Origin of the sequence: Agrobacterium genomosp. 13 str. CFBP 6927 (assembly GCA_900012615.1) — a bacterium.
Lineage (GTDB): Bacteria > Pseudomonadota > Alphaproteobacteria > Rhizobiales > Rhizobiaceae > Agrobacterium.
This window is the reverse complement of sequence record LT009756.1, coordinates 1,181,345-1,204,503: the sequence shown is the minus strand read 5'-3', so window position 1 is coordinate 1,204,503 and position 23,159 is coordinate 1,181,345. Positions and strand designations below refer to the sequence as shown.

20 protein-coding genes and 3 tRNA genes are annotated in these 23,159 nt (G+C 57.8%); 5 read left to right on the top strand and 18 right to left on the bottom strand.

Features of this window, described 5'->3' with window-relative positions:
* Positions 1-8: 8 nt before the first annotated feature.
* The 9 genes from AGR13A_RS06025 to AGR13A_RS05985 all read right to left on the bottom strand — a co-directional run bounded on the left by AGR13A_RS06025 (position 9) and on the right by AGR13A_RS05985 (position 5,194).
* Positions 9-1,106, bottom strand: coding sequence for an NADH-quinone oxidoreductase subunit E (locus AGR13A_RS06025; protein ID WP_035217669.1), 1,098 nt, complete (start codon positions 1,104-1,106; stop codon positions 9-11).
* A gap of 16 nt (positions 1,107-1,122) precedes the next feature.
* Positions 1,123-1,383: a hypothetical protein gene (locus AGR13A_RS06020; RefSeq protein WP_003496459.1), complete on the bottom strand. Its 261-nt coding sequence runs from the start codon at positions 1,381-1,383 to the stop codon at positions 1,123-1,125.
* Positions 1,383-2,573, bottom strand: coding sequence for an NADH-quinone oxidoreductase subunit D (locus AGR13A_RS06015; RefSeq protein ID WP_003496461.1), 1,191 nt, complete (start codon positions 2,571-2,573; stop codon positions 1,383-1,385). Before AGR13A_RS06015 ends, AGR13A_RS06020 begins: the two co-directional genes overlap by 1 nt.
* Before the next feature lies 1 nt (position 2,574).
* Positions 2,575-3,003 (bottom strand): GFA family protein, encoded by a 429-nt coding sequence (locus tag AGR13A_RS06010; RefSeq protein WP_080834175.1) that lies wholly within the window; start codon positions 3,001-3,003, stop codon positions 2,575-2,577.
* Positions 3,000-3,602, bottom strand: a complete 603-nt coding sequence (locus tag AGR13A_RS06005; protein ID WP_035217676.1) for an NADH-quinone oxidoreductase subunit C — start codon at positions 3,600-3,602, stop codon at positions 3,000-3,002. The genes AGR13A_RS06010 and AGR13A_RS06005 overlap by 4 nt, the downstream gene beginning before the upstream one ends.
* Before the next feature lie 20 nt (positions 3,603-3,622).
* Positions 3,623-4,207 (bottom strand): NuoB/complex I 20 kDa subunit family protein, encoded by a 585-nt coding sequence (locus tag AGR13A_RS06000; RefSeq protein WP_003496467.1) that lies wholly within the window; start codon positions 4,205-4,207, stop codon positions 3,623-3,625.
* Complete coding sequence (locus AGR13A_RS05995; protein WP_003496469.1) at positions 4,198-4,563, bottom strand: NADH-quinone oxidoreductase subunit A; 366 nt, start codon at positions 4,561-4,563, stop codon at positions 4,198-4,200. The genes AGR13A_RS06000 and AGR13A_RS05995 overlap by 10 nt, the downstream gene beginning before the upstream one ends.
* 438 nt (positions 4,564-5,001) lie before the next feature.
* Positions 5,002-5,078, bottom strand: a tRNA-Asp gene (locus AGR13A_RS05990).
* A gap of 39 nt (positions 5,079-5,117) precedes the next feature.
* Positions 5,118-5,194: transfer RNA gene (locus AGR13A_RS05985), tRNA-Asp, on the bottom strand.
* 445 nt (positions 5,195-5,639) lie between these two features.
* Here AGR13A_RS05985 and AGR13A_RS05980 point away from each other — a divergent pair.
* Positions 5,640-5,715, top strand: a tRNA-Val gene (locus AGR13A_RS05980).
* Between the two features lie 652 nt (positions 5,716-6,367).
* Here the strand turns inward: AGR13A_RS05980 and AGR13A_RS05975 are convergent.
* The 5 genes from AGR13A_RS05975 to clpP all read right to left on the bottom strand — a co-directional run bounded on the left by AGR13A_RS05975 (position 6,368) and on the right by clpP (position 14,522).
* Entirely contained in the window at positions 6,368-8,566 is a 2,199-nt protein-coding gene (locus AGR13A_RS05975; RefSeq protein ID WP_080836611.1) for an esterase-like activity of phytase family protein, read from the bottom strand.
* A gap of 357 nt (positions 8,567-8,923) precedes the next feature.
* Complete coding sequence (hupB, locus tag AGR13A_RS05970; RefSeq protein WP_003496481.1) at positions 8,924-9,199, bottom strand: DNA-binding protein HupB; 276 nt, start codon at positions 9,197-9,199, stop codon at positions 8,924-8,926.
* A 288-nt stretch (positions 9,200-9,487) separates the two neighbouring features.
* Positions 9,488-11,905: an endopeptidase La gene (gene lon, locus AGR13A_RS05965; RefSeq protein WP_035217679.1), complete on the bottom strand. Its 2,418-nt coding sequence runs from the start codon at positions 11,903-11,905 to the stop codon at positions 9,488-9,490.
* 414 nt (positions 11,906-12,319) lie between these two features.
* Positions 12,320-13,597, bottom strand: a complete 1,278-nt coding sequence (gene clpX, locus AGR13A_RS05960) for an ATP-dependent Clp protease ATP-binding subunit ClpX (RefSeq protein ID WP_035217682.1) — start codon at positions 13,595-13,597, stop codon at positions 12,320-12,322.
* Between the two features lie 292 nt (positions 13,598-13,889).
* Positions 13,890-14,522 (bottom strand): ATP-dependent Clp endopeptidase proteolytic subunit ClpP, encoded by a 633-nt coding sequence (clpP, locus tag AGR13A_RS05955; protein ID WP_003521529.1) that lies wholly within the window; start codon positions 14,520-14,522, stop codon positions 13,890-13,892.
* A gap of 453 nt (positions 14,523-14,975) precedes the next feature.
* Between clpP and AGR13A_RS05950 the strand changes: the two genes are divergently transcribed.
* Positions 14,976-16,223: a GGDEF domain-containing protein gene (locus tag AGR13A_RS05950; RefSeq protein WP_035217685.1), complete on the top strand. Its 1,248-nt coding sequence runs from the start codon at positions 14,976-14,978 to the stop codon at positions 16,221-16,223.
* An 83-nt stretch (positions 16,224-16,306) separates the two neighbouring features.
* Positions 16,307-17,560, top strand: a complete 1,254-nt coding sequence (locus AGR13A_RS05945) for a cytochrome P450 (protein ID WP_167377420.1) — start codon at positions 16,307-16,309, stop codon at positions 17,558-17,560.
* A gap of 38 nt (positions 17,561-17,598) precedes the next feature.
* Here AGR13A_RS05945 and AGR13A_RS05940 read toward each other — a convergent pair whose 3' ends face one another.
* The 4 genes from AGR13A_RS05940 to AGR13A_RS05925 all read right to left on the bottom strand — a co-directional run bounded on the left by AGR13A_RS05940 (position 17,599) and on the right by AGR13A_RS05925 (position 20,698).
* On the bottom strand, positions 17,599-17,940 hold the full coding sequence (locus AGR13A_RS05940; RefSeq protein WP_035217693.1) for a cupin domain-containing protein: 342 nt from the start codon (positions 17,938-17,940) through the stop codon (positions 17,599-17,601).
* A gap of 112 nt (positions 17,941-18,052) precedes the next feature.
* Positions 18,053-18,565 (bottom strand): hypothetical protein, encoded by a 513-nt coding sequence (locus AGR13A_RS05935; RefSeq protein WP_080836607.1) that lies wholly within the window; start codon positions 18,563-18,565, stop codon positions 18,053-18,055.
* A gap of 341 nt (positions 18,566-18,906) precedes the next feature.
* Positions 18,907-20,190 carry an O-acetylhomoserine aminocarboxypropyltransferase gene (locus AGR13A_RS05930; protein WP_080834174.1) on the bottom strand — a complete coding sequence of 428 codons (1,284 nt, stop codon included), beginning with the start codon at positions 20,188-20,190 and terminating at the stop codon, positions 18,907-18,909.
* Positions 20,191-20,263: 73 nt separating this feature from the next.
* Positions 20,264-20,698 carry a CoA-binding protein gene (locus AGR13A_RS05925; protein WP_035217701.1) on the bottom strand — a complete coding sequence of 145 codons (435 nt, stop codon included), beginning with the start codon at positions 20,696-20,698 and terminating at the stop codon, positions 20,264-20,266.
* Between the two features lie 907 nt (positions 20,699-21,605).
* Between AGR13A_RS05925 and AGR13A_RS05920 the strand changes: the two genes are divergently transcribed.
* A complete protein-coding gene (locus AGR13A_RS05920) occupies positions 21,606-22,442 on the top strand; it encodes an EamA family transporter (RefSeq protein WP_080834171.1) in 837 nt (278 codons plus the stop codon).
* A gap of 250 nt (positions 22,443-22,692) precedes the next feature.
* Positions 22,693-23,157, top strand: coding sequence for a 50S ribosomal protein L13 (gene rplM / locus AGR13A_RS05915; protein ID WP_003502335.1), 465 nt, complete (start codon positions 22,693-22,695; stop codon positions 23,155-23,157).
* Positions 23,158-23,159: the final 2 nt, after the last annotated feature.

Here is a 23,159-nt window from a genome sequence, read left to right as displayed (position 1 = left end):
TTCACCTCTTACCGCGGCTTCTTGCCGAAGACCTTGATATACTCGGCTTCGCCACCCTTGGCGAGCGCCTCGGCCTGCTTGATCCACTCGTCGCGTTCGATGCGGCCCTTGAAATTCAGATAACCGTCAACCCAGTCGCATTCGGCCTTCTTCCAGCCCGCGACCTGCGCGAAGGTGAAGATGCCGAGCTCATGCAGCGTGCCTTCGATCTTCGGACCGACGCCGGAAATGAGCTTCAGGTCGTCGGGCGTGGCGGGCTTTTCGATGCCGGCCGGACGATCCTTGGAATCGAGCGACGGCTTCGCAGATCCCGAAGCTTCCTTTTCGGCGGCCTTGACGTTGGCTTCCGCAGCCTTCGGCTCGTTTGCCGGCGTCTTCAGCTTCGGATCGGTTTCCGGCGCATCGGTCTTCGGCTTGGCGGCGTTGGACGGCGGAACCGGTGCGGCATCCGCAGGCACTTCGGCCGGCTTGTCGAGATTGGAGCGATCCGGCTTGATCTCTTCCGTCAGCGTCGTCAGTCCACCGACTGGAACCGACTCGTGACGGTCGATCTGCGGACCGGTCTTGACGGTGTCGCCCTTGCCCGCTTCGAACGTGTCGATGATCTCTTCCAGGCGCTCTGGCGTCAGGTCCTCATAGGCATCCTTGAAGATGATGACCATCGGCGCGTTGACGCAGGCGCCCTGACATTCCACTTCTTCCCAGGAGAGCGTGCCGCTCTCATTGGTGTGCAGCGGATCGTGGTGGATCTTCTTGCGGCAGACATCCATCAGCGCTTCCGAGCCGCGCAGCATGCAGGGCGTGGTGCCGCAGACCTGAACGTGGGCGCGCGTGCCAACCGGCTTCAGCTGGAACTGGGTGTAGAAGGTCGCCACTTCCATGACGCGGATATAGGCCATATCCAGCATGTCGGCGATCTTTTCGATGGCGGCGCGGGTAACCCAGCCGTCCTGCTCCTGCGCACGCATGAGCAGCGGGATGACCGCCGATTGCTGGCGTCCCTCAGGATATTTCTTGATCGTCTTCTCAGCCCAGGCAGTGTTTTCCTGGTTGAAGGCAAATGCCACGGGCTGGAACTGATCTTCGGCTAGTCGACGAACGGACATACTTCCTCACGCCTTTTCAGTTTAACGTCTCACAACGCGATCTCGCCACCGTGACGAATTCGCAGGCGTAAGCCGCCTTGTCTTTCTGCATGAACACGATGAACTTGCTGCCATTGGGAACCGAGGCCTTGATCTCGAATCCCGAAGACAGAAGCTGCTTGATGGTGGAACCGCCGCCGCTCGACAGCGATACGCCGCCCTCGTCCGTCGCCGTCTGGGCGAGAACGGGGGTCGACATCGCAGCAAGAAAAGCCGGAATGGCGAGCGGCAGACGCATCAGCGGTCGACCTCCCCGAACACGATGTCGAGGGAGCCGAGAACGGCTGTAACGTCGGCAAGCTGATGGCCCTTGCACAGGAAATCCATAGCCTGCAGGTGTGCGTAACCCGGAGCGCGGATCTTGCAACGGTAGGGCTTGTTCGAACCGTCTGCGACCACGTAAACGCCGAACTCGCCCTTCGGCGCTTCGACGGCGGCGTAAACTTCGCCGGCCGGAACGTGGTAACCTTCGGTGTAAAGCTTGAAGTGGTGGATCAAAGCTTCCATCGACCGCTTCATCTCGCCGCGCTTGGGCGGAACCACCTTACCGTCAAGCGAGGACACAGGGCCGATGCGATGCTTGCCGGACAGAAGATCGACGCACTGCTTCATGATCTTCACGGATTCGCGCATTTCCTGCATGCGGATCAGGTAACGATCATAGCAGTCGCCGTTCTTGCCGACGGGAATGTCGAATTCGAGATCGGAATAGCACTCATAGGGCTGCGCGCGGCGCAAATCCCAGGCAGCGCCCGAGCCGCGCACCATCACGCCCGTGAAACCCCAGGCGAAGGCGTCTTCAAGCGAGACGACGCCGATATCGACGTTACGCTGCTTGTAGATACGGTTGTCGGTCAGCAGGCCCTCGATATTGTCGAGAACGGTGAGGAACGGGTCGCACCACTTGCCGATATCATCGACCAGTTCCGGCGGCAGGTCCTGATGCACGCCGCCCGGACGAACATAAGCCGAGTGCATGCGGGCGCCGCAGGCGCGCTCATAGAACACCATCAGCTTTTCGCGTTCTTCGAAACCCCAGACCGGCGGCGTCATCGCGCCGACGTCCATGGCCTGCGTCGTCACGTTCATGATGTGCGACAGGATGCGGCCGATTTCCGAATAGAGCACGCGGATCAACTGACCGCGCATCGGGATTTCGAGGCCGAGCAGCTTTTCGACGGCGAGTGCGAAAGCATGTTCCTGGTTCATCGGCGCGACGTAGTCCAGGCGGTCGAAGTAAGGAACGGCCTGCAGATAGGTCTTGGTCTCGATCAGCTTTTCGGTGCCGCGGTGCAGAAGACCGATATGCGGATCGACGCGCTCGACGATTTCGCCGTCCAGTTCCAGAACCAGACGCAGCACGCCGTGCGCGGACGGATGTTCCGGACCGAAGTTGATCGTGAAATTGCGGACGTTATGCTCAGTCATTCTAGTGCTCCGCCGAGGTGATCATGGCGATGAATTCGGGGCCGGTCATGTTCTGCGTGGTTTCAGCGAAAGAATAGCTCGAAGGCTTTTCATCCGTGAAAATCTGCGACGCGAACTTGAAACTGGAAGGGTTATCGAAAGCCTGCAGCGAAACGGCAAAATGCTTGCCGTCCTTGGAACGCCACATCAGCGTGCTGCCGCAGTTCTTGCAGAAGCAGCGCTCACCCCATTCCGACGAGGAATAGACGCCGAGGTTCTCTTCGTTTTCGACGGAGATATCAGCGCATTCGACAGCCAGAAACGCACCGCCGGACCAGCGGCGGCACACGGAGCAATGGCAAACGCCAAATTCACGGGCACCGATGACGGCGTTGAAGCCGACGGCGCCGCAAAGACATTGCGCATGCTCTGTCGCGGGGGCTTGGCTCATTGCTTGGCCTTTTCGTCACCCGGGAGAACATATTCGGTTCCTTCCCATGGGGAGAGGAAATCGAAGTTGCGGAATTCCTGCTTCAGTTCGACCGGTTCATAAAGAACCCGTTTCAGCACGTCATCGTAACGTACTTCCACAAAGCCGGTAACCGGAAAATCCTTGCGCAGCGGATGGCCTTCGAAACCGTAGTCCGTGAGGATACGGCGCAGGTCCTTATGGCCCTCGAAAGGAATGCCATACATGTCCCAGGCTTCGCGCTCGAACCACTCGGCACCCATGTAAACGGAGGTCGAAGACGGTACGCCCTCGTCTTCCGCTACCTGAAGCTTAATGCGGACGCGCAGGTTCTGGCGCGGCGACAGCAGGTGATAAACGACATCGAAACGCTTTTCGCGCTGCGGCCAGTCAACGCCGCAAATGTCGATGATGTTGACAAAACCGCACTGCACGTCATCACGCAGGAAGGTCAAAAGCGCGATCACACTTTCAGGCGTCGTGTTCAGCGTCAGTTCGCCATAGGCGATATCAGCCGACACCACGAGGGAACCGCGCGCTTCCTTAACGTAAGCAGCAAGATCGTTGAGAGCTTCGCTCATTCTTAATCCGTCCTTTGCCCTTAGCGCTCGATCGTACCGGTACGACGAATCTTCTTCTGCAGCAGAAGCACGCCATAAAGCAGCGCCTCCGCCGTGGGGGGACAGCCCGGAACGTAGATATCCACCGGCACGACGCGGTCGCAGCCGCGCACGACAGCGTAGGAATAGTGATAATAACCGCCGCCATTGGCGCAGGAGCCCATGGAAATGACGTAACGCGGCTCAGGCATCTGGTCATAGACCTTTCGCAGAGCGGGCGCCATCTTGTTGGTGAGCGTGCCGGCAACGATCATCACGTCCGACTGGCGCGGTGAGGCGCGAGGGGCGACACCGAAGCGCTCCATGTCATAACGCGGACCGGACGCCTGCATCAGGCCTTCGACGGCGCAGCAGGCGAGACCGAACTGCATCCACATCAGGGAGCCGGTGCGCGCCCAGGTGATCAGCTCGTCGGTCGAGGTGACGAGAAAGCCCTTGTCGGCCAGCTCGTCATTGATTTCCGTGAAGTAGGCATCGTTGCTGCCAACCGGCTTGCCGGTCGAGGGATCGATGATCCCCTTCGGCTGCGGCGCAACGAGCGTGCTGTTGTTCTGGCTCATGCCCATTCCAGCGCTCCCTTCTTCCACTCATAGATAAAGCCGATGGTGAGGACGAGGAGGAATACCATCATCGACCAGAAACCGAACCAGCCCATCTCACCAAAAGACACCGCCCAGGGGAAGAGGAAGGCGACTTCCAGATCGAAGATGATGAACAGGATCGACACCAGGTAAAAACGGATATCGAACTTCATGCGGGCATCGTCGAAGGCGTTGAAACCGCACTCGAAAGCGGAAAGCTTTTCCGGGTCCGGAGCCTTGTAGGCAACCGCGAAAGGCGCAATGAGAAGCGCCAGGCCAATGACGAGAGCGATACCGATGAAGATTGCGATCGGAATGTAGGAACTGAGGAGTTCAGTCATGGTCTCTTCCCTGCCCGGCCGGGTGCCGGACCTGCCTTTGCGACTGATAAGTCTCAAGGCGCACAAATATGTTGCAACGCCAAAGTGGTTAGCGCAGCCGCGCTCTCTCTGCAAGAGTTTAGGCACCATTTCAAGACACCTGCCGCATTGATTGGCAACAATATTGCCGGAATTGACGCAAATTTGGGCCACAATTCCGACCTAAGCCCCTCAAATACAATAATAATCGATTGAAGGACGCAACCGCAAAAAAGTCACACGAATTTTACGTCGGAATGGCGGCGAAGTGACGATATCGGGAGATCGAAACTTGAGTAAAAAAAGCAGGAAAAATCGCATCTGAAAAGACCGGAATCAGGTGCCGGAATCGTCAAAAAAACGGAGCCGCGCAGACTGCACGTCGATCTATTTTTAAGGAGACATTTCAGGAAGAAGAAATGGCGCGAGTGACGGGGCTCGAACCCGCGACCTCCGGCGTGACAGGCCGGCACTCTAACCGACTGAGCTACACCCGCGCACCACAGACATTCATCTGTGTTTTCCGAGGAACAGGATGGCGCGAGTGACGGGGCTCGAACCCGCGACCTCCGGCGTGACAGGCCGGCACTCTAACCGACTGAGCTACACCCGCATCTCCTGACGACAGGAGCTTGTCCCGCCGCTCGAACCAGCCTCGGCTGTTCGATGAGCGGCTAACTACGGCGTTCGTGCGGGGGTGTCAAGCAGGTTTCACGACAAAAGAATAAGCTTCTTCATTTTGATCGGGAAAAACCGGAAGGCCTTGGAACGCTATTGCGGCAAACGCCCTGTTTTGCGGGCTTTTCCCAACGAAAACAAAAAACTTGTCCACAGACACGGGCATCCGCGGGAAGATTCCCATGTGTCGTTCAAGCTGGTTGCGGCTTCGGTTTTTGCCAAAAAGCCCGCAGTTGCTGCCTTTTCGCCATCAGCCATTCACACAGGAAAAAGCTGCCGGCAAAAAAAACAAAAAAACTTCATAAAAGCCCTTGCGGTTTTTTTCCGATCCGAATACATCACGGCCACCGACGCGGCGGACATGATCCGCAGGACGCGAAGGGCGATTAGCTCAGTTGGTAGAGCGCCTCGTTTACACCGAGGATGTCGGGAGTTCGAGTCTCTCATCGCCCACCATTTTCCAAGTCATCCAGATCGCTGCATAGTTGAACCCGACATTTGTCGTGACACGCGTTCTTTGATGTGAATTTCCAGCTTAAGAATCATTCCCCTACCCGCTGGCATGCGGATTATCGAAGCTGGATCCACGTGCTGGAGATGAGGAATCGCATTTTACGGTTTCCGTCTATGCCAAATCGGCACTTCTGTTCCACATTCCGACAGCTTTTTCAGGTCTGTGTGCCACCCCGCAACATACCGAAAAATAAGCAGATTCAGACTTTTTAAAGAGATTTCGGGCATTATTTTCGAGCCGTTTCATGATGAGCGGTAGAAATAATGGATGAAACCATGGTCGACGCGTTTGTAACACTCGCGCTCATTGCGCTGCCTGTTTATATTTTTTTCGCTGGGTCCAGCAGGACTCGGAAAAAGACAATACTCCCAAAAGCAAGAATTCCATGGGGCGGTGATCCTTTGCGATCGGTCCTCGGCTTTTGCACCATGTCCCCCGACAAATTCCCGATGACCGATAACGAAGCGGCAATGTCGGCTTAACAGCCTGCATTATGAAACATCGCACCAAACGGGCCCTGACCGGCTTGCTCATGCCGCATAAAAAAGCCGGGCTATGCCCGGCTTTTCTCATTTGGGGCACTATCAGGGGCGATCAGTTGATCGCCTTCAGATCGACAGTGAAGAACAATGTTTCACCGGACGAATCGTCCACACCGTCATTGTCGGTGACGGCATAGGCCGTTCCCGCCTTGTCGAAGGTGAACCCTTCCAGCTTGTCGACGACATAACCATTGGTCTGGGCCTTGAGGTCCGGCAGGAAATCATGCGCTTCCTGCTTGGCCACCAGTGGCAGTTCGCCGCCGATCTTGCCCGGCTTCAGGTCCGCGATTGCAACGCGGTAGAGCTTCTTGATCTTCGCCTTGTCGCCGATCTGGTTATCGCGCTCGACGATATAGACATAGTCGCCCTGGGCGGTGATTTCGGAAAGGCCGACCCAGCCTGCATCGGTCTTGTCGAGCGGGTAACGCACGGCGCCCCATTCCTTGGACTTCGGGTTATAGGAGACGAGCTTGACGATGCCCTTCTCGTCCGTTCCCCATTCGCGCTGAACGGCCATCCACAGCGTCGCGTCGTCGCCCTTGCCGATCATGGTCACGCCTTCGAAACCAAATCGGGTCTCACCGGCAAGCAGTTCCTTCGGCAGCGCGATTTCAGCCTTGATTTCACCCTTGGCGTTGACGTTGTAGAGCGCATGCGGAACAAGCTTGGCGCTATCGCCTTCCGAGGCGAGCCAGAAGCCACCCTTACCGTCGAGCGTGATGCCTTCGATGTCGAGCTTCTGGGCAGCGATGCCGTCACGCTTGACGCGCAGCACGCTGGTGATGGTGGCGGGTTTCTTCGTTGCGTCGATGGTGAAGATCGACGGCTGGTTGCCATAGACCGAGTCGGACACGGCGTAGAGAATGCCGGGCTTCTCGGCATCGCCGACCAGACCCGAAAGAGCACCCCAGCCGATCGGCGCGCCGTCGACGGTGGCGGAAACGAGTTGCGGATAGGCCGCCTTGCCTTCGGCACGCTCGTAAAGCATGACATGCGAGCGAACGCCGCCATCCTCGACCAGATCGACCTCGTTTGCCGTAACCAGAAGGTTGCGCGACGGAATGGCGACGGCTCCCTCCGGCGAAACGCCAGATGGCAGAAGCTGCGTCAGTTCCGGCTCCTTGCCGGTGTCCTTGTAGACAGCAACGACAGAGGCGCGCTCGGCAAGCACGAAGAAATATTTCTGGTCGCCGAATGTTGCCGCTTCCAGACCTTCCGGCTCAATGCCCTTGGCCTTGGAGCGCTTCTCCGGATAGTGGCCGATGGCCGCAACCGCGTGTTCGAGCGACGAACCCGATTCGTAGACGAGCTTGCCGGTCTTGTCGAAGATGGTGAAACCGCGCGAACCGCCCTGCCAATCGCCTTCATTGGCGATGACGATGCGGTCATTGTCCAGCCACTTCACGGCATCCGGCTCGCGCTTGCGGCCTTCCTGCTTGTCGGTGAACTTCAGCTGGCCATCGCTTTTCGTATCGACGCCTTCGAGATCGACCTTACCGGCGGAGAAATGCGTCTTCACCGTGCCGGTCTTACCGTCGAGGATGACGATGTGGTTGTTTTCCTGCAGCGTGAGCGCGATCTCGCCATTGGCATTGATCGAGACGAATTCCGGCTCCGGATCTTCCGGGGCGATTTCGGCAAGGCCAGTCAATTCGATCTTCTTCAGCGTTCCGCAGTCAGCGACGCCGTTCTTCAGGCCGACCGTGACCAGATAACCGGCGGGCATTTGCGGCAGGGCGCCTTCGTTCACCTCTTCGTCGCGTTCGTTTTCGATCGCGATGGCGGCAAAAGTCTTGTCCGGGGAAACGGCGACGGAATCAGGCTGGCCACCGAGATCACAGCTTGCCTCGATCTTCTTGGTGGCGATGTCGACCGTTACCAGCTTGCCGGACGGCTTGGCGCGGTTTTCCGACGTATTGACGCCGGCCAGAACCTTGACACCTGCGACGGCGACAGAGGTCGGCTCGCCTTCGAGCAGCAGGGCGCCGCCAGCCTTGGGGGCCTTCGCATCGGTGATGTCGATGAAGCCGATGCCGCCAAGCGGGCTGTCCGAATAGATCAGCGTCTTGCCGTCTTCGCTGGCAGTGACGATTTCAGCTGAGGTGACGGACTTGGCGTCCTTGTCCGCGGGAAGGTTCTTCGCCACCGGAAAGGATGCAATGCGGTTAAAAACCGGCTCTGCTGCGGCCGGAAAGGCTGCGGATGTGAGCAGCGCAGCAGTCAAAGCCATATGAGAAAATCGGAACGCCATCATAATCCCCCTTGGGTCCAGAAATACCCCATGGCTTCTGCGTCAAAGACATGACAGTGGCATGACATTTCCTGTCGGGTGAATCAAAAAGCCCGGCCATAAAGACCGGGCTTTCCTGTTTATGCGCACATTCCGCGTATCGGAACACCGTGTGACCGGATGGGGGCTACACAAGCACGCTCCCCTACTTTCAATCAACATCATGCCGGGTTGAAAAACTGGGCTATCCGAAAAAGCTTTTCGAAAAGCCGCCCGGTTTTCGGGCCGGCATGATGGCGTCAAGGCGTCAAAACATGTTTCCTCGTGAACCTGAAAAGCCGCCCGCCCGCCGCCGGGCGCTGCGGCTTTCCGGAAACCTTACGAGTTAACAGCGTCCTTCAGGCCCTTGCCTGCGGAAAACTTCGGCACGTTGCGAGCCGGGATATCGACTTCAGCACCCGTGGAAGGGTTACGGCCCTTGGAGGCTTCACGGCGGCTAACGGAGAAGCTGCCGAAGCCAGCGAGGCGGATGTCGCCACCGCTCTTCAGTTCGTTCTGTACGGTTTCGAATACCGCATCAACAGCGGAAGCAGCATCTGCCTTCGTGAGACCAGCCTTTTCGGCAACAGCAGAGACGAGCTCGTTCTTGTTCATGTTTCCACCCCTTTCAATGGTTTGAAACGACTCAAATTAAGCCGGCGCAGAATACGTTCGCATCCGCGCGCAGCAACTCAAAAGCGCTGGAATCGCCTGAAAAACAAGGGGTCTGCGGTTTTTTTCACAAAAAAGGCCGACATTTCTGCCGGCCTTCCACATATTCGTGCCAAATTGGCATCACTTGTGCGGGCCGAAGCACCGCCTGTGCCTTCCGGCACCTAACGCATTGATTCTATGCATCACCTTTTGCGAAAACCGATTCCGGCCTCCGCGCCGATGCCTTGATCAATGCGCGATCGTCTGGCTGCCGTCATCGACACCTTCGACGGTGGCGATCACGGGCGTCTCAATGCTGCCGTCCCACTCGATGGGCTCCGGCTTGCGAAGCAGCGCGTGTTCGATCACCTCGCCCATGCGCGAAACCGGGATGATTTCCATCTCGTTCTTCACATTGTCCGGAATCTCCGCCAGATCCTTGGCGTTTTCTTCCGGGATCAGCACCTTCTTGATGCCGCCGCGAAGCGCCGCAAGCAGCTTTTCCTTCAGGCCGCCGATGGGCAGCACGCGACCACGAAGCGTGATCTCGCCCGTCATCGCCACATCCTTCGAGACCGGAATGCCGGTCATGATGGAGACGATGGCGGTTGCCATGGCCACGCCTGCAGAGGGCCCGTCCTTCGGGGTCGCACCTTCCGGAACGTGGACGTGGATGTCGCTCTTGTCGAAGCGCGGCGGTTCGATGCCGAAATCCACGGCGCGCGAGCGGACGTAAGATGCCGCCGCCGAAATGGATTCCTTCATCACTTCCTTGAGGTTGCCGGTCACCGTCATGCGGCCCTTGCCCGGCATCATCACGCCTTCGATGGTGAGCAGCTCACCGCCAACTTCCGTCCAGGCAAGACCGGTGACGACACCGACCTGATCCTCGCGCTCGGCCTCGCCATGGCGGAACCGCGGAACGCCCAGATAATCCGGAACGTTGGCTGCGGTGACTTCCACGGACTTGACCTTGCCCTTGATGATCTCGGTCACGGCCTTTCGTGCAAGCTTCATCAATTCGCGCTCGAAGCTGCGCACGCCCGCCTCACGGGTGTACTGCTGGATGACGATCATCAGGGCGTCATCGCTGACCGAGAACTCTTCCGGACGCAGGGCGTGTTCCTTGATCGCCTTCGGCAACAGGTGACGCTTGGCGATTTCGCGCTTTTCGTCTTCGGTGTAGCCGGCGATGCGGATCACTTCCATACGGTCCATCAGGGGACCCGGAATGTTCAGCGTGTTGGCCGTGGTCACGAACATCACGTCGGACAGGTCGTATTCCACTTCAAGGTAGTGGTCCATGAAGGTGGAGTTCTGTTCCGGATCGAGCACCTCGAGCAGAGCAGACGACGGGTCACCACGGAAATCCATGCCCATCTTGTCGATTTCGTCGAGCAGGAAGAGCGGGTTCGCCTTCTTGGCCTTCTTCATCGACTGGACGATCTTGCCCGGCATGGAGCCGATATAGGTACGGCGGTGACCGCGGATTTCCGCCTCGTCACGCACGCCACCCAGCGCCATGCGCACATATTCGCGGCCGGTCGCCTTGGCGATCGACTTGGCGAGCGAGGTCTTGCCGACGCCGGGAGGGCCGACGAGGCACAGGATGGGGCCACGGATCTTCGAGGCGCGCGCCTGAACGGCGAGATACTCGACGATGCGTTCCTTGACCTTGTCCAGACCGAAATGATCCTGATCGAGGATTTTTTCGGCAGCGTTGAGGTCGGTCTTGATCTTCGACTTCTTGCCCCAGGGCAAACCCAGCAGCCAGTCCAGATAGTTGCGCACGACGGTCGCTTCCGCGGACATCGGGCTCATCTGGCGAAGCTTCTTCATTTCCGCCTCGGCCTTTTCCTTGGCCTCCTTGGAAAGCTTGGTCTTGGCGATGCGTTCTTCCAATTCGGCCATCTCGTCACGGCCGTCCTCGCCGTCGCCGAGTTCCTTCTGGATCGCCTTCATCTGCTCGTTCAGGTAATATTCGCGCTGGGTCTTCTCCATCTGGCGCTTGACGCGCGAGCGGATGCGCTTTTCGACCTGAAGCACGGAAATCTCGCCTTCCATGAAGCCGAGCGCCTTTTCAAGCCGCTGCTTCACGCTGACGGTTTCCAGCATTTCCTGCTTTTCGGTGATCTTGATCGACAGGTGCGAAGCGACCGTGTCAGCCAGCTTCGAATAATCGTCGATCTGACCGGCAGCGCCGACAACCTCGGGCGAAATCTTCTTGTTGAGCTTTACATAGCTCTCGAATTCCGAAACGACCGAACGCGACAGCGCCTCGATCTCGACTGGATCTTCGGCAGGCTCCTGCAGCGGCGTCGCGGAAGCTTCGTAAAAGTCTTCACGGCCGGTATATTCATCGATCTGGGCGCGGCCCTTGCCTTCCACCAGAACCTTGACGGTGCCATCGGGCAGCTTCAGGAGCTGGAGAACGTTGGCGACCGTGCCGACCTTGTGGATGGCGTCCGGGGTCGGATCGTCATCGCTGGCGTTGATCTGGGTGACAAGCATGATCTGCTTGTCCGAACCCATAACTTCCTCGAGCGCACGAATGGATTTTTCCCGCCCGACGAACAGGGGAACGATCATATGCGGGAAAACGACAATGTCGCGCAGGGGAAGTACCGGATAGGTACCGCCAGATGCCGCAGACGTGATGTTCGTCATATCATTTCCTTTCCATGGTCCCTTTCGGGACACTTTGCCGGACGTCTTGGGGCGCCCGACATATTCATTTCTCGAGACTGAAAGTGGAGTTTCGAAACACCGATTTCAAGTCACCGGAAGAGACGGTCCACCCGCAGCGGCAAGACCGTAAAATTCCACAAAACCCAGCGCCGGCTATTACTCCCGACATTTCCGGTTATCCCAAAGGATCAGGAACCGGGTCGCCGACGGTAATTCACATTTCCGTCATATCGCGCTGCAAATCAGTTGTAAGACTTTATCAGCAAAGCGCAATCCGCTCCAAACGCAAAATCGGGCTCAGCCAAGTTAGGCGCAAGTTTCGCGCCCTGGCCCAACGGAAAAGGCCCGCACGGGTGCGGGCCTTTCAAATTCACCACAGACCGGATCAACCAATCAGGCTGAAACGTTGGTCTTTTCTTCCTGACGATCCGCATAGATGTAGAGCGGACGGGCGATGCCGCTGACCACATCGTTGGAGATCACCACTTCGCGCACGCCTTCCAGCGTCGGCAGTTCGAACATGGTGTCCAGAAGGATCTTTTCCATGATCGAGCGCAGGCCGCGGGCGCCGGTCTTGCGGGTGATCGCCTTGCGGGCGATCTCGCGAAGGGCGTCCTCGTGGAAGGTCAGTTCCACATCTTCCATCTCGAACAGGCGCTGGTACTGCTTGACCAGAGCGTTCTTCGGCTCGGACAGGATCTGGATCAGCGCATCTTCATCAAGGTCTTCCAGCGTTGCCAGAACGGGCAGACGACCGATGAATTCCGGGATAAGACCGAACTTCACCAGATCTTCCGGCTCCAGCTCGCGCAGCACCTCGCCAACGCGACGATCGTCTTCCGCCTTGACGGTCGCACCGAAGCCGATCGAGGTCTTTTCACCACGGGCCGAGATGATCTTGTCGAGGCCGGCAAAGGCGCCGCCGCAGATGAACAGGATGTTGGTCGTATCCACCTGCAGGAATTCCTGCTGCGGATGCTTGCGGCCGCCCTGCGGCGGAACGGAAGCGACCGTGCCTTCCATGATCTTCAGAAGCGCCTGCTGAACGCCCTCGCCCGACACGTCGCGCGTAATGGACGGGTTGTCCGACTTGCGGGAAATCTTGTCGACTTCGTCGATATAGACGATGCCGCGCTGGGCGCGCTCGACATTGTAATCCGCAGCCTGCAACAGCTTCAGGATGATGTTTTCCACGTCCTCGCCGACATAACCGGCTTCGGTCAGCGTCGTTGCATCCGCCATGGTGAAGGGAACGTCGATGATGCGGGCGAGCGTCTGGGCAAGATAGGTCTTGCCGCAACCCGTCGGACCGACGAGCATGATGTTCGACTTCGCCAGCTCGACATCGCCATTCTTGGAGGCGTGCGCGAGGCGCTTGTAATGGTTGTGAACGGCAACAGACAGGATCTTCTTCGCCTGCTTCTGGCCGATGACATATTCGTCGAGGATCTTGATGATGTCCTGCGGGGTGGGAACACCCTCGCGCGACTTCACCATCGACGTCTTGTTCTCCTCGCGGATGATGTCCATGCACAATTCGACGCATTCATCACAGATGAAAACCGTCGGTCCGGCAATGAGTTTCCGGACTTCGTGCTGGCTCTTGCCGCAGAATGAACAATAGAGTGTATTTTTAGAGTCGCCGCCGTTGCTGCCGCTGACTTTGCTCATATCTCTTTCCTTCCAGCACGCCGCAGGTCCGCCAAACGGATCGCGGTCAACTTACCGCCCGCCGATACGGCCAGCCCTTGGGTGCATTGCCGTATCCGCCTCGTTTCCCGGGGTACTAGCCGTATCAGATACAGGAGCTGACAACCGGCTGCAACGAATTCCCCATCAAACCAAAGGCCACGTCATAAAAATTCAACACAGCCTTTATATATACTAATATCGCTTTCTGTTCCGGTTGAAAGCCCCGAAATTACTTTGCGGGGTTAAACAAACGTCAAAAAAGCGTCGCGCCTCAATTCGCGGCGGCGCCCTCGATTTCCTGGCGCGAGGTCAGGATCTTGTCGATCACGCCCCAGTCCTTCGCCTCGTCTGCATCCATGAAATGGTCGCGATCAAGGGTTTTTTCAACCTCTTCGAGCGTGCGGCCCGTATGCTTCACGTAGACTTCATTGAGACGGCGCTTCATCTTGATGATGTCGCGGGCGTGACGTTCGATGTCCGAAGCCTGCCCCTGGAAACCGCCGGAGGGCTGGTGCACCATGATGCGGGCGTTCGGGGTTGCGAAACGCATTCCCTTTTCACCGGCGGCCAGAAGCAGCGAACCCATGGATGCAGCCTGACCGACGCAGAGCGTGGAGACCGCAGGACGGATGAACTGCATCGTATCGTAGATCGCCATGCCGGCGGTCACGACGCCACCCGGCGAATTGATGTAGAGCGCGATTTCCTTCTTCGGGTTTTCCGCCTCGAGGAAAAGCAGCTGCGCGCAAACGAGCGAAGCCATCTGGTCTTCCACCGGGCCGGTGAGGAAAATGATGCGTTCCTTGAGAAGACGGGAAAATATGTCGTAGGAGCGTTCGCCGCGATTGGTCTGCTCTACGACCATCGGCACCAGAGCCATGGCGGTATCAACTGGATTTTTCATGTCCGTCCTTTGTCAAACTCTGCCCTTCGCGAAAAACCGCTCCGGAATCACTTCTAACCTTCATTCTTCCTACATAGAGTGTCCCTGCCCCGTACTTCAAGACACGAAGCCGCATATCCTTAACGGCTCAACAGCGTTTGCGGGCCTTTCGGGCCGAGGTTGACGGGGCTTTCGAACCGCCTGGTGCCGGTCGGGCCTCTTTCCTTCGCCGCCACCATTTTTTTACTATGGCAGGCGACGACGGCAAAAATCGGCCGCCATGCACAGATATAACTTCTCACCGGCAAGAACTCGTTAGTATTTGCTACAGATACTGACCAGCGAATTTTCGGTTCCCGTCGGGGGAATGCGCCCATCCGGGCGAAATGGCAGCTCAACAATTCAAGCGGGCATAACGCACCTCGTGCGCAAGGGCCCGCTTTTACCGCATTATGGCGCAGATAGGATTTTGCAATGCTGGATGCAAAGACGAGCACGCTACTATGGGCGGCGGAAACGTTCACCCTTGCCGTGCTTTTGGGAACGCTGTGGCTGCACCGCCCTTCCCGCCGGCATAATCTCTATTTCGCCGCCGGCTTCCTCGCCACGGGCTTCGGCACTGTCATGGTGGCCTTTCGCGGGGATATTTCCAGTTTTCTGTCCATTCAGGTCGGCAATACGCTTGCGCTTTCCGCCTTCGGTTTCTGGCTCGCGGGCCTGTTAGGCCTGGAGCAGCGCAAACTCGGCGGCTGGATTGCAATTCCCGCCCTGCTGTGGATCGCCGGAATGTTCGTGCCATCCGTGCGCGAAGACATGGTCGCCCGCATCCTGCTTTATCATGCCAGTGCTGCCACGGGCTATTTCATGCTCGCCGGTGTCCTTCTGGCCAGCAGGGCGCGCGCAACACGCAGCCGAAAGGTACTGGCCACGATCCTGATCCTGCAGGCTTTTGCCGGAGCGCTCGTCGCATCCATCGTCATCCCCGCCAATGCCGCGGTTCCCAACGCCATTCCCATGACGTCGGCGCTCTCCATTTCCGGCATGCTCGGCTTCACGGCCATCATCATGATCAGCGCCAAGATCATCATGGAGGATACGGAGATTCGTCTCCACCGGCTCGCCATGACCGATCACCTGACCGGCGTTCTCAACCGTCGCGGTCTCCTAGAGGAGTTCGAGCGCATCAAGAAGCGGTCACCGGGATCCAGCCGCTATGTGGCTCTGGTGCTGTTCGACATCGATCATTTCAAGAAGATCAATGACAGATATGGCCACCAGTCCGGCGACGCGGTGCTCGTGCATTTCTGTAATATCGCGCAGCGCGCGATCGGCGATCGTGGCCTTTTCGTCAGAATGGGAGGCGAGGAATTTGCTCTGGTTGCCGAAGTCGAAAGTCCTTCCAGCACGGCGACGCTTGCGGAAGCCATCCGCAGCAATCTGCGCCTTTCAAAGATCAGTTCGCGCGGTGAAGGCATAGAGGTAACCACAAGCGTCGGCATATCCGAAGCCATGATCAAGGATGCGGACCTGAGCGTGATGATGACGGAAGCCGACCGCGCGCTCTATGCCGCCAAGAAGGCCGGGCGCAACCGGACCGTCATTCACGTCAATTCGGCCAATGTCGTCGTGCCCGCCTCGGACCGCGAGGAAAATCCGATGGACAACAATGCCGACCGTCAGGTCGCCGCCCTGAACCGGATAGCCGCCATCGCCAGTCGATGATGATGTAACCATCCAGTGACATACATGGGGGTATCCGGAAGGGATTTCCCTCCCTTCCCAAAGCGCCGCGCGCGGAATAGATCATGGGTATGACAACGACATTTCCCTTTCTCAAAATCGATCCCGCCACCCGTCGCGTTTCCCTTGATGCCCGCGACCCGGCTTTCTACAGCGATCCGAACCCGGTCTATGCGGCCCTTCACGCTGAATGTCCCACCTTCTACTGGGAAGAGCAGCGGCAGTGGTTTTTCACCGGATACGACCACGTCAGCGCCCTTCTGCGCGACCGCCGGTTCGGACGGCAGATCCTGCATGTGGCGAGCCGCGAGGAAATTGGCTTGGCCCAGCCGCTCGAACATGTGAAACATTTCGACGCCGCCGAGCAGCATTCGCTGCTGGAACTGGAACCGCCGGAACACACGCGGCTGCGCACGCTCATCAACCGCGCCTTCGTGTCGCGGCATGTCGACAAGATGAAGCCGGAAATCGAGGAACTCGCCAACCGTCTGATCGACGCCTTCGAAGCAAATGGCGAAACGGAACTGCTCTCTTCCTATGCCGACATCATCCCGGTGACGATGATCGCCCGCATGATCGGCATTCCCGAGGAGATGGGGCCGCAGCTTCTGAAATGGTCGCATGCCTATGTCGGCATGTATATGTTCAAGCGCACGCCGGAAGACGAGATTCTGGCCGACAAGGCCGCATATGAATTCTCAGACTATGTGCGCAGCGTGATCGCGGAGCGGCGAGCGGAGCCGAAGGACGATCTGCTGAGCCACATGATCCACACGGAACACAAGGGCCAGTACCTCACCGACGATGAGTTGATCTCCACGACCATCGTGCTGCTGAATGCCGGGCACGAGGCGACCGTTCACCAGATCGGTAATTCCGTGCGCATCATTCTGGAAAGCGGCATCTCTCCAGAGACCCTGTTTAGCGACGATGCGACCACAGAACGGACGGTGGAAGAAACGCTGCGCATCTGCGCCCCGGTCCATATTTTCCAGCGCTGGGTTCTGGAACCTGTCGAAATCGATGGCGTCACGTTCAAGCGTGGCGACAAGGTCAGCCTCATCCTGGCAGCCGCCAATCTCGATCCCGCAAAATTTTCCGATCCGCTGACCTTCCAGCCCGACCGCAACGAAGGCGCCAATGTCTCCTTCGGCGCCGGCATTCATTTCTGCATCGGCGCGCCGCTGGCAAGGCTGGAACTCAATCTTGCCCTGCCCCTGCTTTTCAAACGCCTGCCGGGCCTGAAGATCGCCGAGCCGCCCAGGGTCAAGGATGTTTATCATTTCCATGGTCTGGAGCGGCTCGATCTCAGTTGGTGAGATTTGGCTGATAGAGCACTCGCGAGGACCATCCGGTTTCAGAGCCGGATGACATAATCCTTCCGCGTCGTTTCCACGACCTCCCAGGTGCCCGTAAAGCCCGGACGCAGGATAACACGGTCGCCCGGTCTCAGATCGCGCGGCGCACCGCCGTCTTCGGTCAGGATGGAATGGCCTTCGAGAATGTTGAAATATTCCCATTCATCATAGACCACCCGCCATTTACCGGGCGTCGACTGCCAGATGCCGGCATAGATGCCGCCGGGAGCCTCCTCGAGATTCCATGTGGTGAATCTGGGATCGCCGGAGATCAACCGTTCCGGCGCGGGCGCGCCATATTCCAGTTCGGCAACGTCATCGAAGGACAGAAAATTCGTCATGACGTCCCCTGTCCGTCAAATGTGGTTGGGATACAGCTTTGCGCAATTGTGGGTGTCTCGTCAAATAGTCTCGAATATCCCGGCGGAGCGTTGCCGTAGAAGAAACGCGTCGCTATTCCATCTTTGTCCAGCCGAAAACCAGCCAGGTATATTTCGATTTCCCGTCGGGCTCGGCGGTATACGTCATCTGCATATCCCCATCCTTCGCATAAATATCGAGCCGGGGCGCCGTATCGAGTTTCAGCCAAAGCGAACTCCTGTCAAAAGACCATGTTCCGCACCAAACGCATGAAGCTGACGGGTCACCCGCCTGATGGAAATTATAACGCCCATCAGCGGTGATCTCGAGATAATCAAAGGCGGTATAAAATGTCGTCACCGTTTCCTGGAACAATGTCGCGTCCGCCTCCTGCTCGGGCGTTGGCTCCGTCTTCATATCCCGCGGCGGGCGGGTGGTCGCACCGCTGAGCTTCCATTTGCCGACAAAATCCTGCTGCGTCGGGTAATATTCCGACTGCGCCTGCGCCGGCGAAGCCGGTGCTATGCCCGGAATACCGGAAATGACCACAATTCCAATCGCAAGGGAGAAGGTAAAAATTCGAAGCAGTCCGGTGTAGCTTTTCATCTGGCGCATCTTTCGCGATGGGATTGCAAAGGTTTTGTTCTAGGCAGATTCGGTTCCGGAATCGATAGATGCACGGCCGGCATGTGTCGCGAACTCGACAGATCGACCGCCTGGCGGCGACAGCGTTTCCAGATGAATTGGAGAGGCCAGAGTCATAGAGCGCCTGCCCGCCTCCCCAGATTGCCGATGCGTGTCGGCAGCACCTCATCCTGAAAATGCATGAATTGTTTCAGATAGACGCCACCGAAAGCACCCTGTTTCCAGGGCCTCTCGGCGGCGGCTCAATGGCTGTGAAATTTCAGCTGAAACGATGCAAGATCAAGACCGTGTGGCGGACCGCATCAGACCTTGGCAAGCGATTGTTCGAGATCGGCGATGATGTCCTTGACGTCCTCGATACCGATGGACAGGCGCACGACATCCGGTCCGGCGCCCGCCGCCGTCTGCTGCTCCGTCGTCAGCTGCGCATGGGTGGTGGAAGCCGGGTGGATGACGAGCGAGCGGGTATCGCCGATATTGGCGAGATGGGAGAAAAGCTGCAGCCCTTCCACCAGCGCCTTGCCCGCCGCATAACCGCCCTTGACGCCGAAGGTGAAGACGGAGCCCGCGCCCTTTGGCGAATAATGCTGCTGGATGGCGTAGTTGTCGCTGTCCTCCAGCCCGGCATAATGCACCCAGCCGACCTTCGGATGCGCCTTTAGCCATTTGGCGACGGCAAGCGCATTGTCGGAATGGCGCTGAACACGCAGCGGCAGGGTTTCTATGCCGGTGAGGATGAGAAAGGCATTGAAGGGCGAGATCGCCGGGCCAAGATCGCGCAGGCCAAGCACGCGGCAGGCGATGGCGAAGGCGAAATTGCCGAAGGTCTGGTGCAGCACGACACCGGAATATTCCGGCCGGGGCTGTGACAGCGCCGGATACCGGTCCGTTGCCGACCAGTCGAAGGTTCCGCCGTCAATGATGATGCCGCCCATGGAATTGCCATGACCGCCGAGGAATTTCGTCAGCGAATGCAGCACGATATCCGCGCCGTGTTCCAGCGGCCGCAGCAGATAGGGGCTTGCCATGGTGTTATCGACGATAAGCGGCAGGCCGTGCCGGTGGGCCACTTCGGCGATTGCGGCGATATCCACAAATGTGCCGCCCGGATTTGCGAGGCTTTCGATGAAGATGGCGCGCGTGCGCTCGTCAATCTGACGTTCGAAACTGGCCGGATCGGTCGCATCGGCCCAGCGCACCTGCCAGTCGAAACCCTTGAAGGCATGGCCGAACTGGTTGATGGAGCCGCCATAAAGCTGCCGGGCCGCGACGAAATTGTCGCCGTGCTGCAGCAATGTGTGGAAGACGAGCAATTGCGCGGCGTGACCGGATGCGACGGCAAGCGCCGCCGTGCCGCCCTCGAGTGCGGCAACACGCTCTTCCAGAACGGCCTGGGTGGGGTTCATGATGCGTGTGTAGATATTGCCGAACTCTTTCAGTCCAAACAGGGCAGCAGCGTGATCGGCGTCACGGAAGGCATAGGCCGTCGTCTGATAGATAGGCGTCGCGCGCGCACCGGTGGTTGGATCAGGCTGCGCGCCCGCGTGTACGGCCAGCGTTGAAAAACCGGGATTGCTGCTCGACATGTTGTTTCCTCCAATGAAATTTTGGAGGGATCATAATGCCTTGCCGCCAAATGATAAGTCCGATCTGTACCAACTATCGCACAATATTGAGACGTGGATACTCAATTGCGGGGCAACGGTCCATCACAACGTTTATGCCATAGGTCTCGGCCTTGGCCGCGGCATTGTCGTCCCTGACGGAAAGTTGACCCCAGATCACTTTCGGCCGTCGCGGCAGCAATATCGCCTCTTCGACGATGGCCGACAGATATTCCGGCGCGCGGAAGACATCGACCATATCCACCGGCTCGGGAATATCGGCCAGCCGGGCATAGACCTTCTGCCCCAGTATCTCCTTGCCCGCCTGACCGGGATTGACCGGAAATACGCGGTAACCCTTGGACAGCAGAAAGCGCATCACGCCATGGCTCGGCCGGTCCGGATTGGGTGAAGCGCCAAGCAGGGCGATGGTGCTGACATCCGTCAGGATTTTTCTGAGGTAATCCGGCTCGTACGTATCATGCTGCATGTCAACTTATCCTTCTGGCAGATCGGGTAATTTAAACGCTCCCGGCCCAAACTCACGGTCGGAGAGCCGATGCAAGCATCACGTTTCCTGCATGAGCATCATTGGCGCCGTTACCAGCGGCGATCATCTCCATCTAGGAAACGGCATCGCTTTCTTGAACCCCTGCCCCGCCCGAAAATCACAAAATCACCAGGTCGCCATCTCCGTCCGTGAATTTTGGTCGCGCAAAATGATTTCACAAAAATACGGTAACCGCCGTTGTATTGAGTATTCTAATCCAGTTTCGAAAAAGGCGCATATTGGAAGAAATACTTGCAAAAACAACATTTGCGTGCATTTTATGCGCTCTTCGTCTCCTGTTTGTTTTCATTCCGTTCACCGATGAATTAGGCATATCTAATTTTCAGAAAGTTATTCTGCAAATCAATCCATATTCATATCTGTAACGTTGCAGTTAATCATTCAGTAATGATATGAAATTCCTTTTCATTTTTAGCGTCAGTCGCAGCATTAAATTGATGCAGTTTTTCGCGCGGGAGCCGACGCGATTTCAGTCAAACCCGGCGATAAAAACAGGCCAAATTTCAGGAAAAAACCACTCCATCACAGGAAGACCAGCTGTGCGTCCGGCACTGGTGGGCTCTTTTCGCAGATGAAATCATGGGCAGCGCGAGGCATCCCTTGACGCGAAAGCCGACCGTCTTGCCTCGCAACATGCATAAACCGAAAATTTGACACGCGTTGCAATCCGCAAAGCGGCTGCGGCCTACCGAGAATACCATCCAACGGCGTTTCACATCCATTTTCGAGCGATCAGCTGTCCCGCATCACCTTCGTCGAAAATGGATTCCGGTTTTCAAACCGATGCTGTAGGTTGCGCAGAATAGCCTGCGAGCGAGTCTCTATTGTGACAATTGACATTCTTCTTCTTGTGCTCCTGGGCGCGATACTGCATGCCGGCTGGAATGCGCTGGTCAAATCCGGCTCCGACAAGTCACTCGACGCCTCGCTGATTGCGGCCGGGGCCGCTGCCTGCTCGTTGCCTTTCCTGCCCTTTCTGCCGTTTCCCGTGCCCGTGGCCATTCCTTTTCTGATTGCCTCGGCCGTTCTGCAGTTTGCCTATTTCCGCCTTGTCGCCGCCGCCTATACGATCGGCGATATCGGCCTTGTCTATCCCGTCATGCGCGGGGTGGCGCCGCTGATCGTCGCGGCGACAAGCAGTCTTTTTCTGAGTGAGGTTTTGAGCCCGCTTGCGCTCGCCGGGATCGCCATCATTTCCGGCGGCATATTGACGCTCGCCTTCGAGGCGCGCCGCGGCGGCGGAAAGGCGATCATCCTTGCGCTTATCAACGCCTTCGTGATCGCCTCCTACACCTTCGTCGATGGCGTCGGTGCAAGGCTTTCCGGCAATGCGATTTCCTATACCCTGTGGATGTCTCTTCTGCCGCCGGTGCTGCTTTTCGGTTTTGCGTTTTACCAGCGCGGGGTAAGCCCTGTCGTCCAGCATGTCCGGCGTAACTGGTGGCGTGGACTGATCGGCGGCGGCGGCTCCATCCTCTCCTACGGGCTCGCCCTTTACGCCATGACCAAGGCGCCCGTCGCCGTCGTCGCGGCGCTCCGGGAAACCTCCATTCTCTTCGCGCTGGTGATCTCCGTGGTGATCCTGAAAGAACGCGCCAGCATCTGGCGTTATCTTGCCGGAGGCATCATTGCAGCGGGCGTTCTGGTGATGCGACTGGGGTAAAACGGGCCAGAATAATGAGGTAAAATAATACCCCATCATCAAGCCATTGTTTTTGCTGTTTTATTTTTACGACCTTCAGAATTCGTTATGTTGACGCTTTCCCCCGCACGCCGTATAAGCGCGCCAGACCGGATTCCAGTTGGAATAGGGTCATTTGCGGTTGCCTTTGATGGCAACCAAACCAAGCAACAAGAAACGCCCGTATGCTCTTATAAAGAGGATGCCGGGTCCACGTTAGAAAGTGAAATCCATGTCTACTTTCGTTCAGAAGCCTGCTGAGGTGGAGAAGAAGTGGGTCATCATCGACGCCGAAGGCCTCGTTGTTGGTCGCCTCGCCACCATCGTTGCAACCCGCCTGCGCGGCAAGCACAAGGCTACCTACACCCCCCACGTTGATGATGGCGACAACGTCATCGTTATCAACGCGGAAAAGGTTGCCTTCACCGGCAACAAGTACTCCGACAAGAAGTACTACTGGCACACCGGTCACCCGGGTGGCATCAAGGAGCGTACGGCTCGCCAGATCATCGAAGGCCGCTTCCCGGAGCGCGTCGTTGAAAAGGCCATCGAGCGCATGATCCCGCGCGGCCCGCTCGGCCGTCGCCAGATGAAGAACCTGCGCGTTTACGCCGGCTCGAACCATCCGCACGAAGCACAGCAGCCCACCGTTCTCGACGTGGCCGCGCTTAACAAGAAGAACGTAAGGAGCGCCTGATA

Bases quoted from the DNA above. Each gene is read 5' to 3' on its own strand.
- AGR13A_RS06025 (WP_035217669.1), bottom strand. From the start codon at position 1,106: ATGTCCGTTCGTCGACTAGCCGAAGATCAGTTCCAGCCCGTGGCATTT.
- AGR13A_RS06020 (WP_003496459.1), bottom strand. From the start codon at position 1,383: ATGCGTCTGCCGCTCGCCATTCCGGCTTTTCTTGCTGCGATGTCGACC.
- AGR13A_RS06015 (WP_003496461.1), bottom strand. From the start codon at position 2,573: ATGACTGAGCATAACGTCCGCAATTTCACGATCAACTTCGGTCCGGAA.
- AGR13A_RS06010 (WP_080834175.1), bottom strand. From the start codon at position 3,003: ATGAGCCAAGCCCCCGCGACAGAGCATGCGCAATGTCTTTGCGGCGCC.
- AGR13A_RS06005 (WP_035217676.1), bottom strand. From the start codon at position 3,602: ATGAGCGAAGCTCTCAACGATCTTGCTGCTTACGTTAAGGAAGCGCGC.
- AGR13A_RS06000 (WP_003496467.1), bottom strand. From the start codon at position 4,207: ATGGGCATGAGCCAGAACAACAGCACGCTCGTTGCGCCGCAGCCGAAG.
- AGR13A_RS05995 (WP_003496469.1), bottom strand. From the start codon at position 4,563: ATGACTGAACTCCTCAGTTCCTACATTCCGATCGCAATCTTCATCGGT.
- AGR13A_RS05975 (WP_080836611.1), bottom strand. From the start codon at position 8,566: ATGGCGTTCCGATTTTCTCATATGGCTTTGACTGCTGCGCTGCTCACA.
- hupB (WP_003496481.1), bottom strand. From the start codon at position 9,199: ATGAACAAGAACGAGCTCGTCTCTGCTGTTGCCGAAAAGGCTGGTCTC.
- lon (WP_035217679.1), bottom strand. From the start codon at position 11,905: ATGACGAACATCACGTCTGCGGCATCTGGCGGTACCTATCCGGTACTT.
- clpX (WP_035217682.1), bottom strand. From the start codon at position 13,597: ATGAGCAAAGTCAGCGGCAGCAACGGCGGCGACTCTAAAAATACACTC.
- clpP (WP_003521529.1), bottom strand. From the start codon at position 14,522: ATGAAAAATCCAGTTGATACCGCCATGGCTCTGGTGCCGATGGTCGTA.
- AGR13A_RS05950 (WP_035217685.1), top strand. From the start codon at position 14,976: ATGCTGGATGCAAAGACGAGCACGCTACTATGGGCGGCGGAAACGTTC.
- AGR13A_RS05945 (WP_167377420.1), top strand. From the start codon at position 16,307: ATGGGTATGACAACGACATTTCCCTTTCTCAAAATCGATCCCGCCACC.
- AGR13A_RS05940 (WP_035217693.1), bottom strand. From the start codon at position 17,940: ATGACGAATTTTCTGTCCTTCGATGACGTTGCCGAACTGGAATATGGC.
- AGR13A_RS05935 (WP_080836607.1), bottom strand. From the start codon at position 18,565: ATGAAAAGCTACACCGGACTGCTTCGAATTTTTACCTTCTCCCTTGCG.
- AGR13A_RS05930 (WP_080834174.1), bottom strand. From the start codon at position 20,190: ATGTCGAGCAGCAATCCCGGTTTTTCAACGCTGGCCGTACACGCGGGC.
- AGR13A_RS05925 (WP_035217701.1), bottom strand. From the start codon at position 20,698: ATGCAGCATGATACGTACGAGCCGGATTACCTCAGAAAAATCCTGACG.
- rplM (WP_003502335.1), top strand. From the start codon at position 22,693: ATGTCTACTTTCGTTCAGAAGCCTGCTGAGGTGGAGAAGAAGTGGGTC.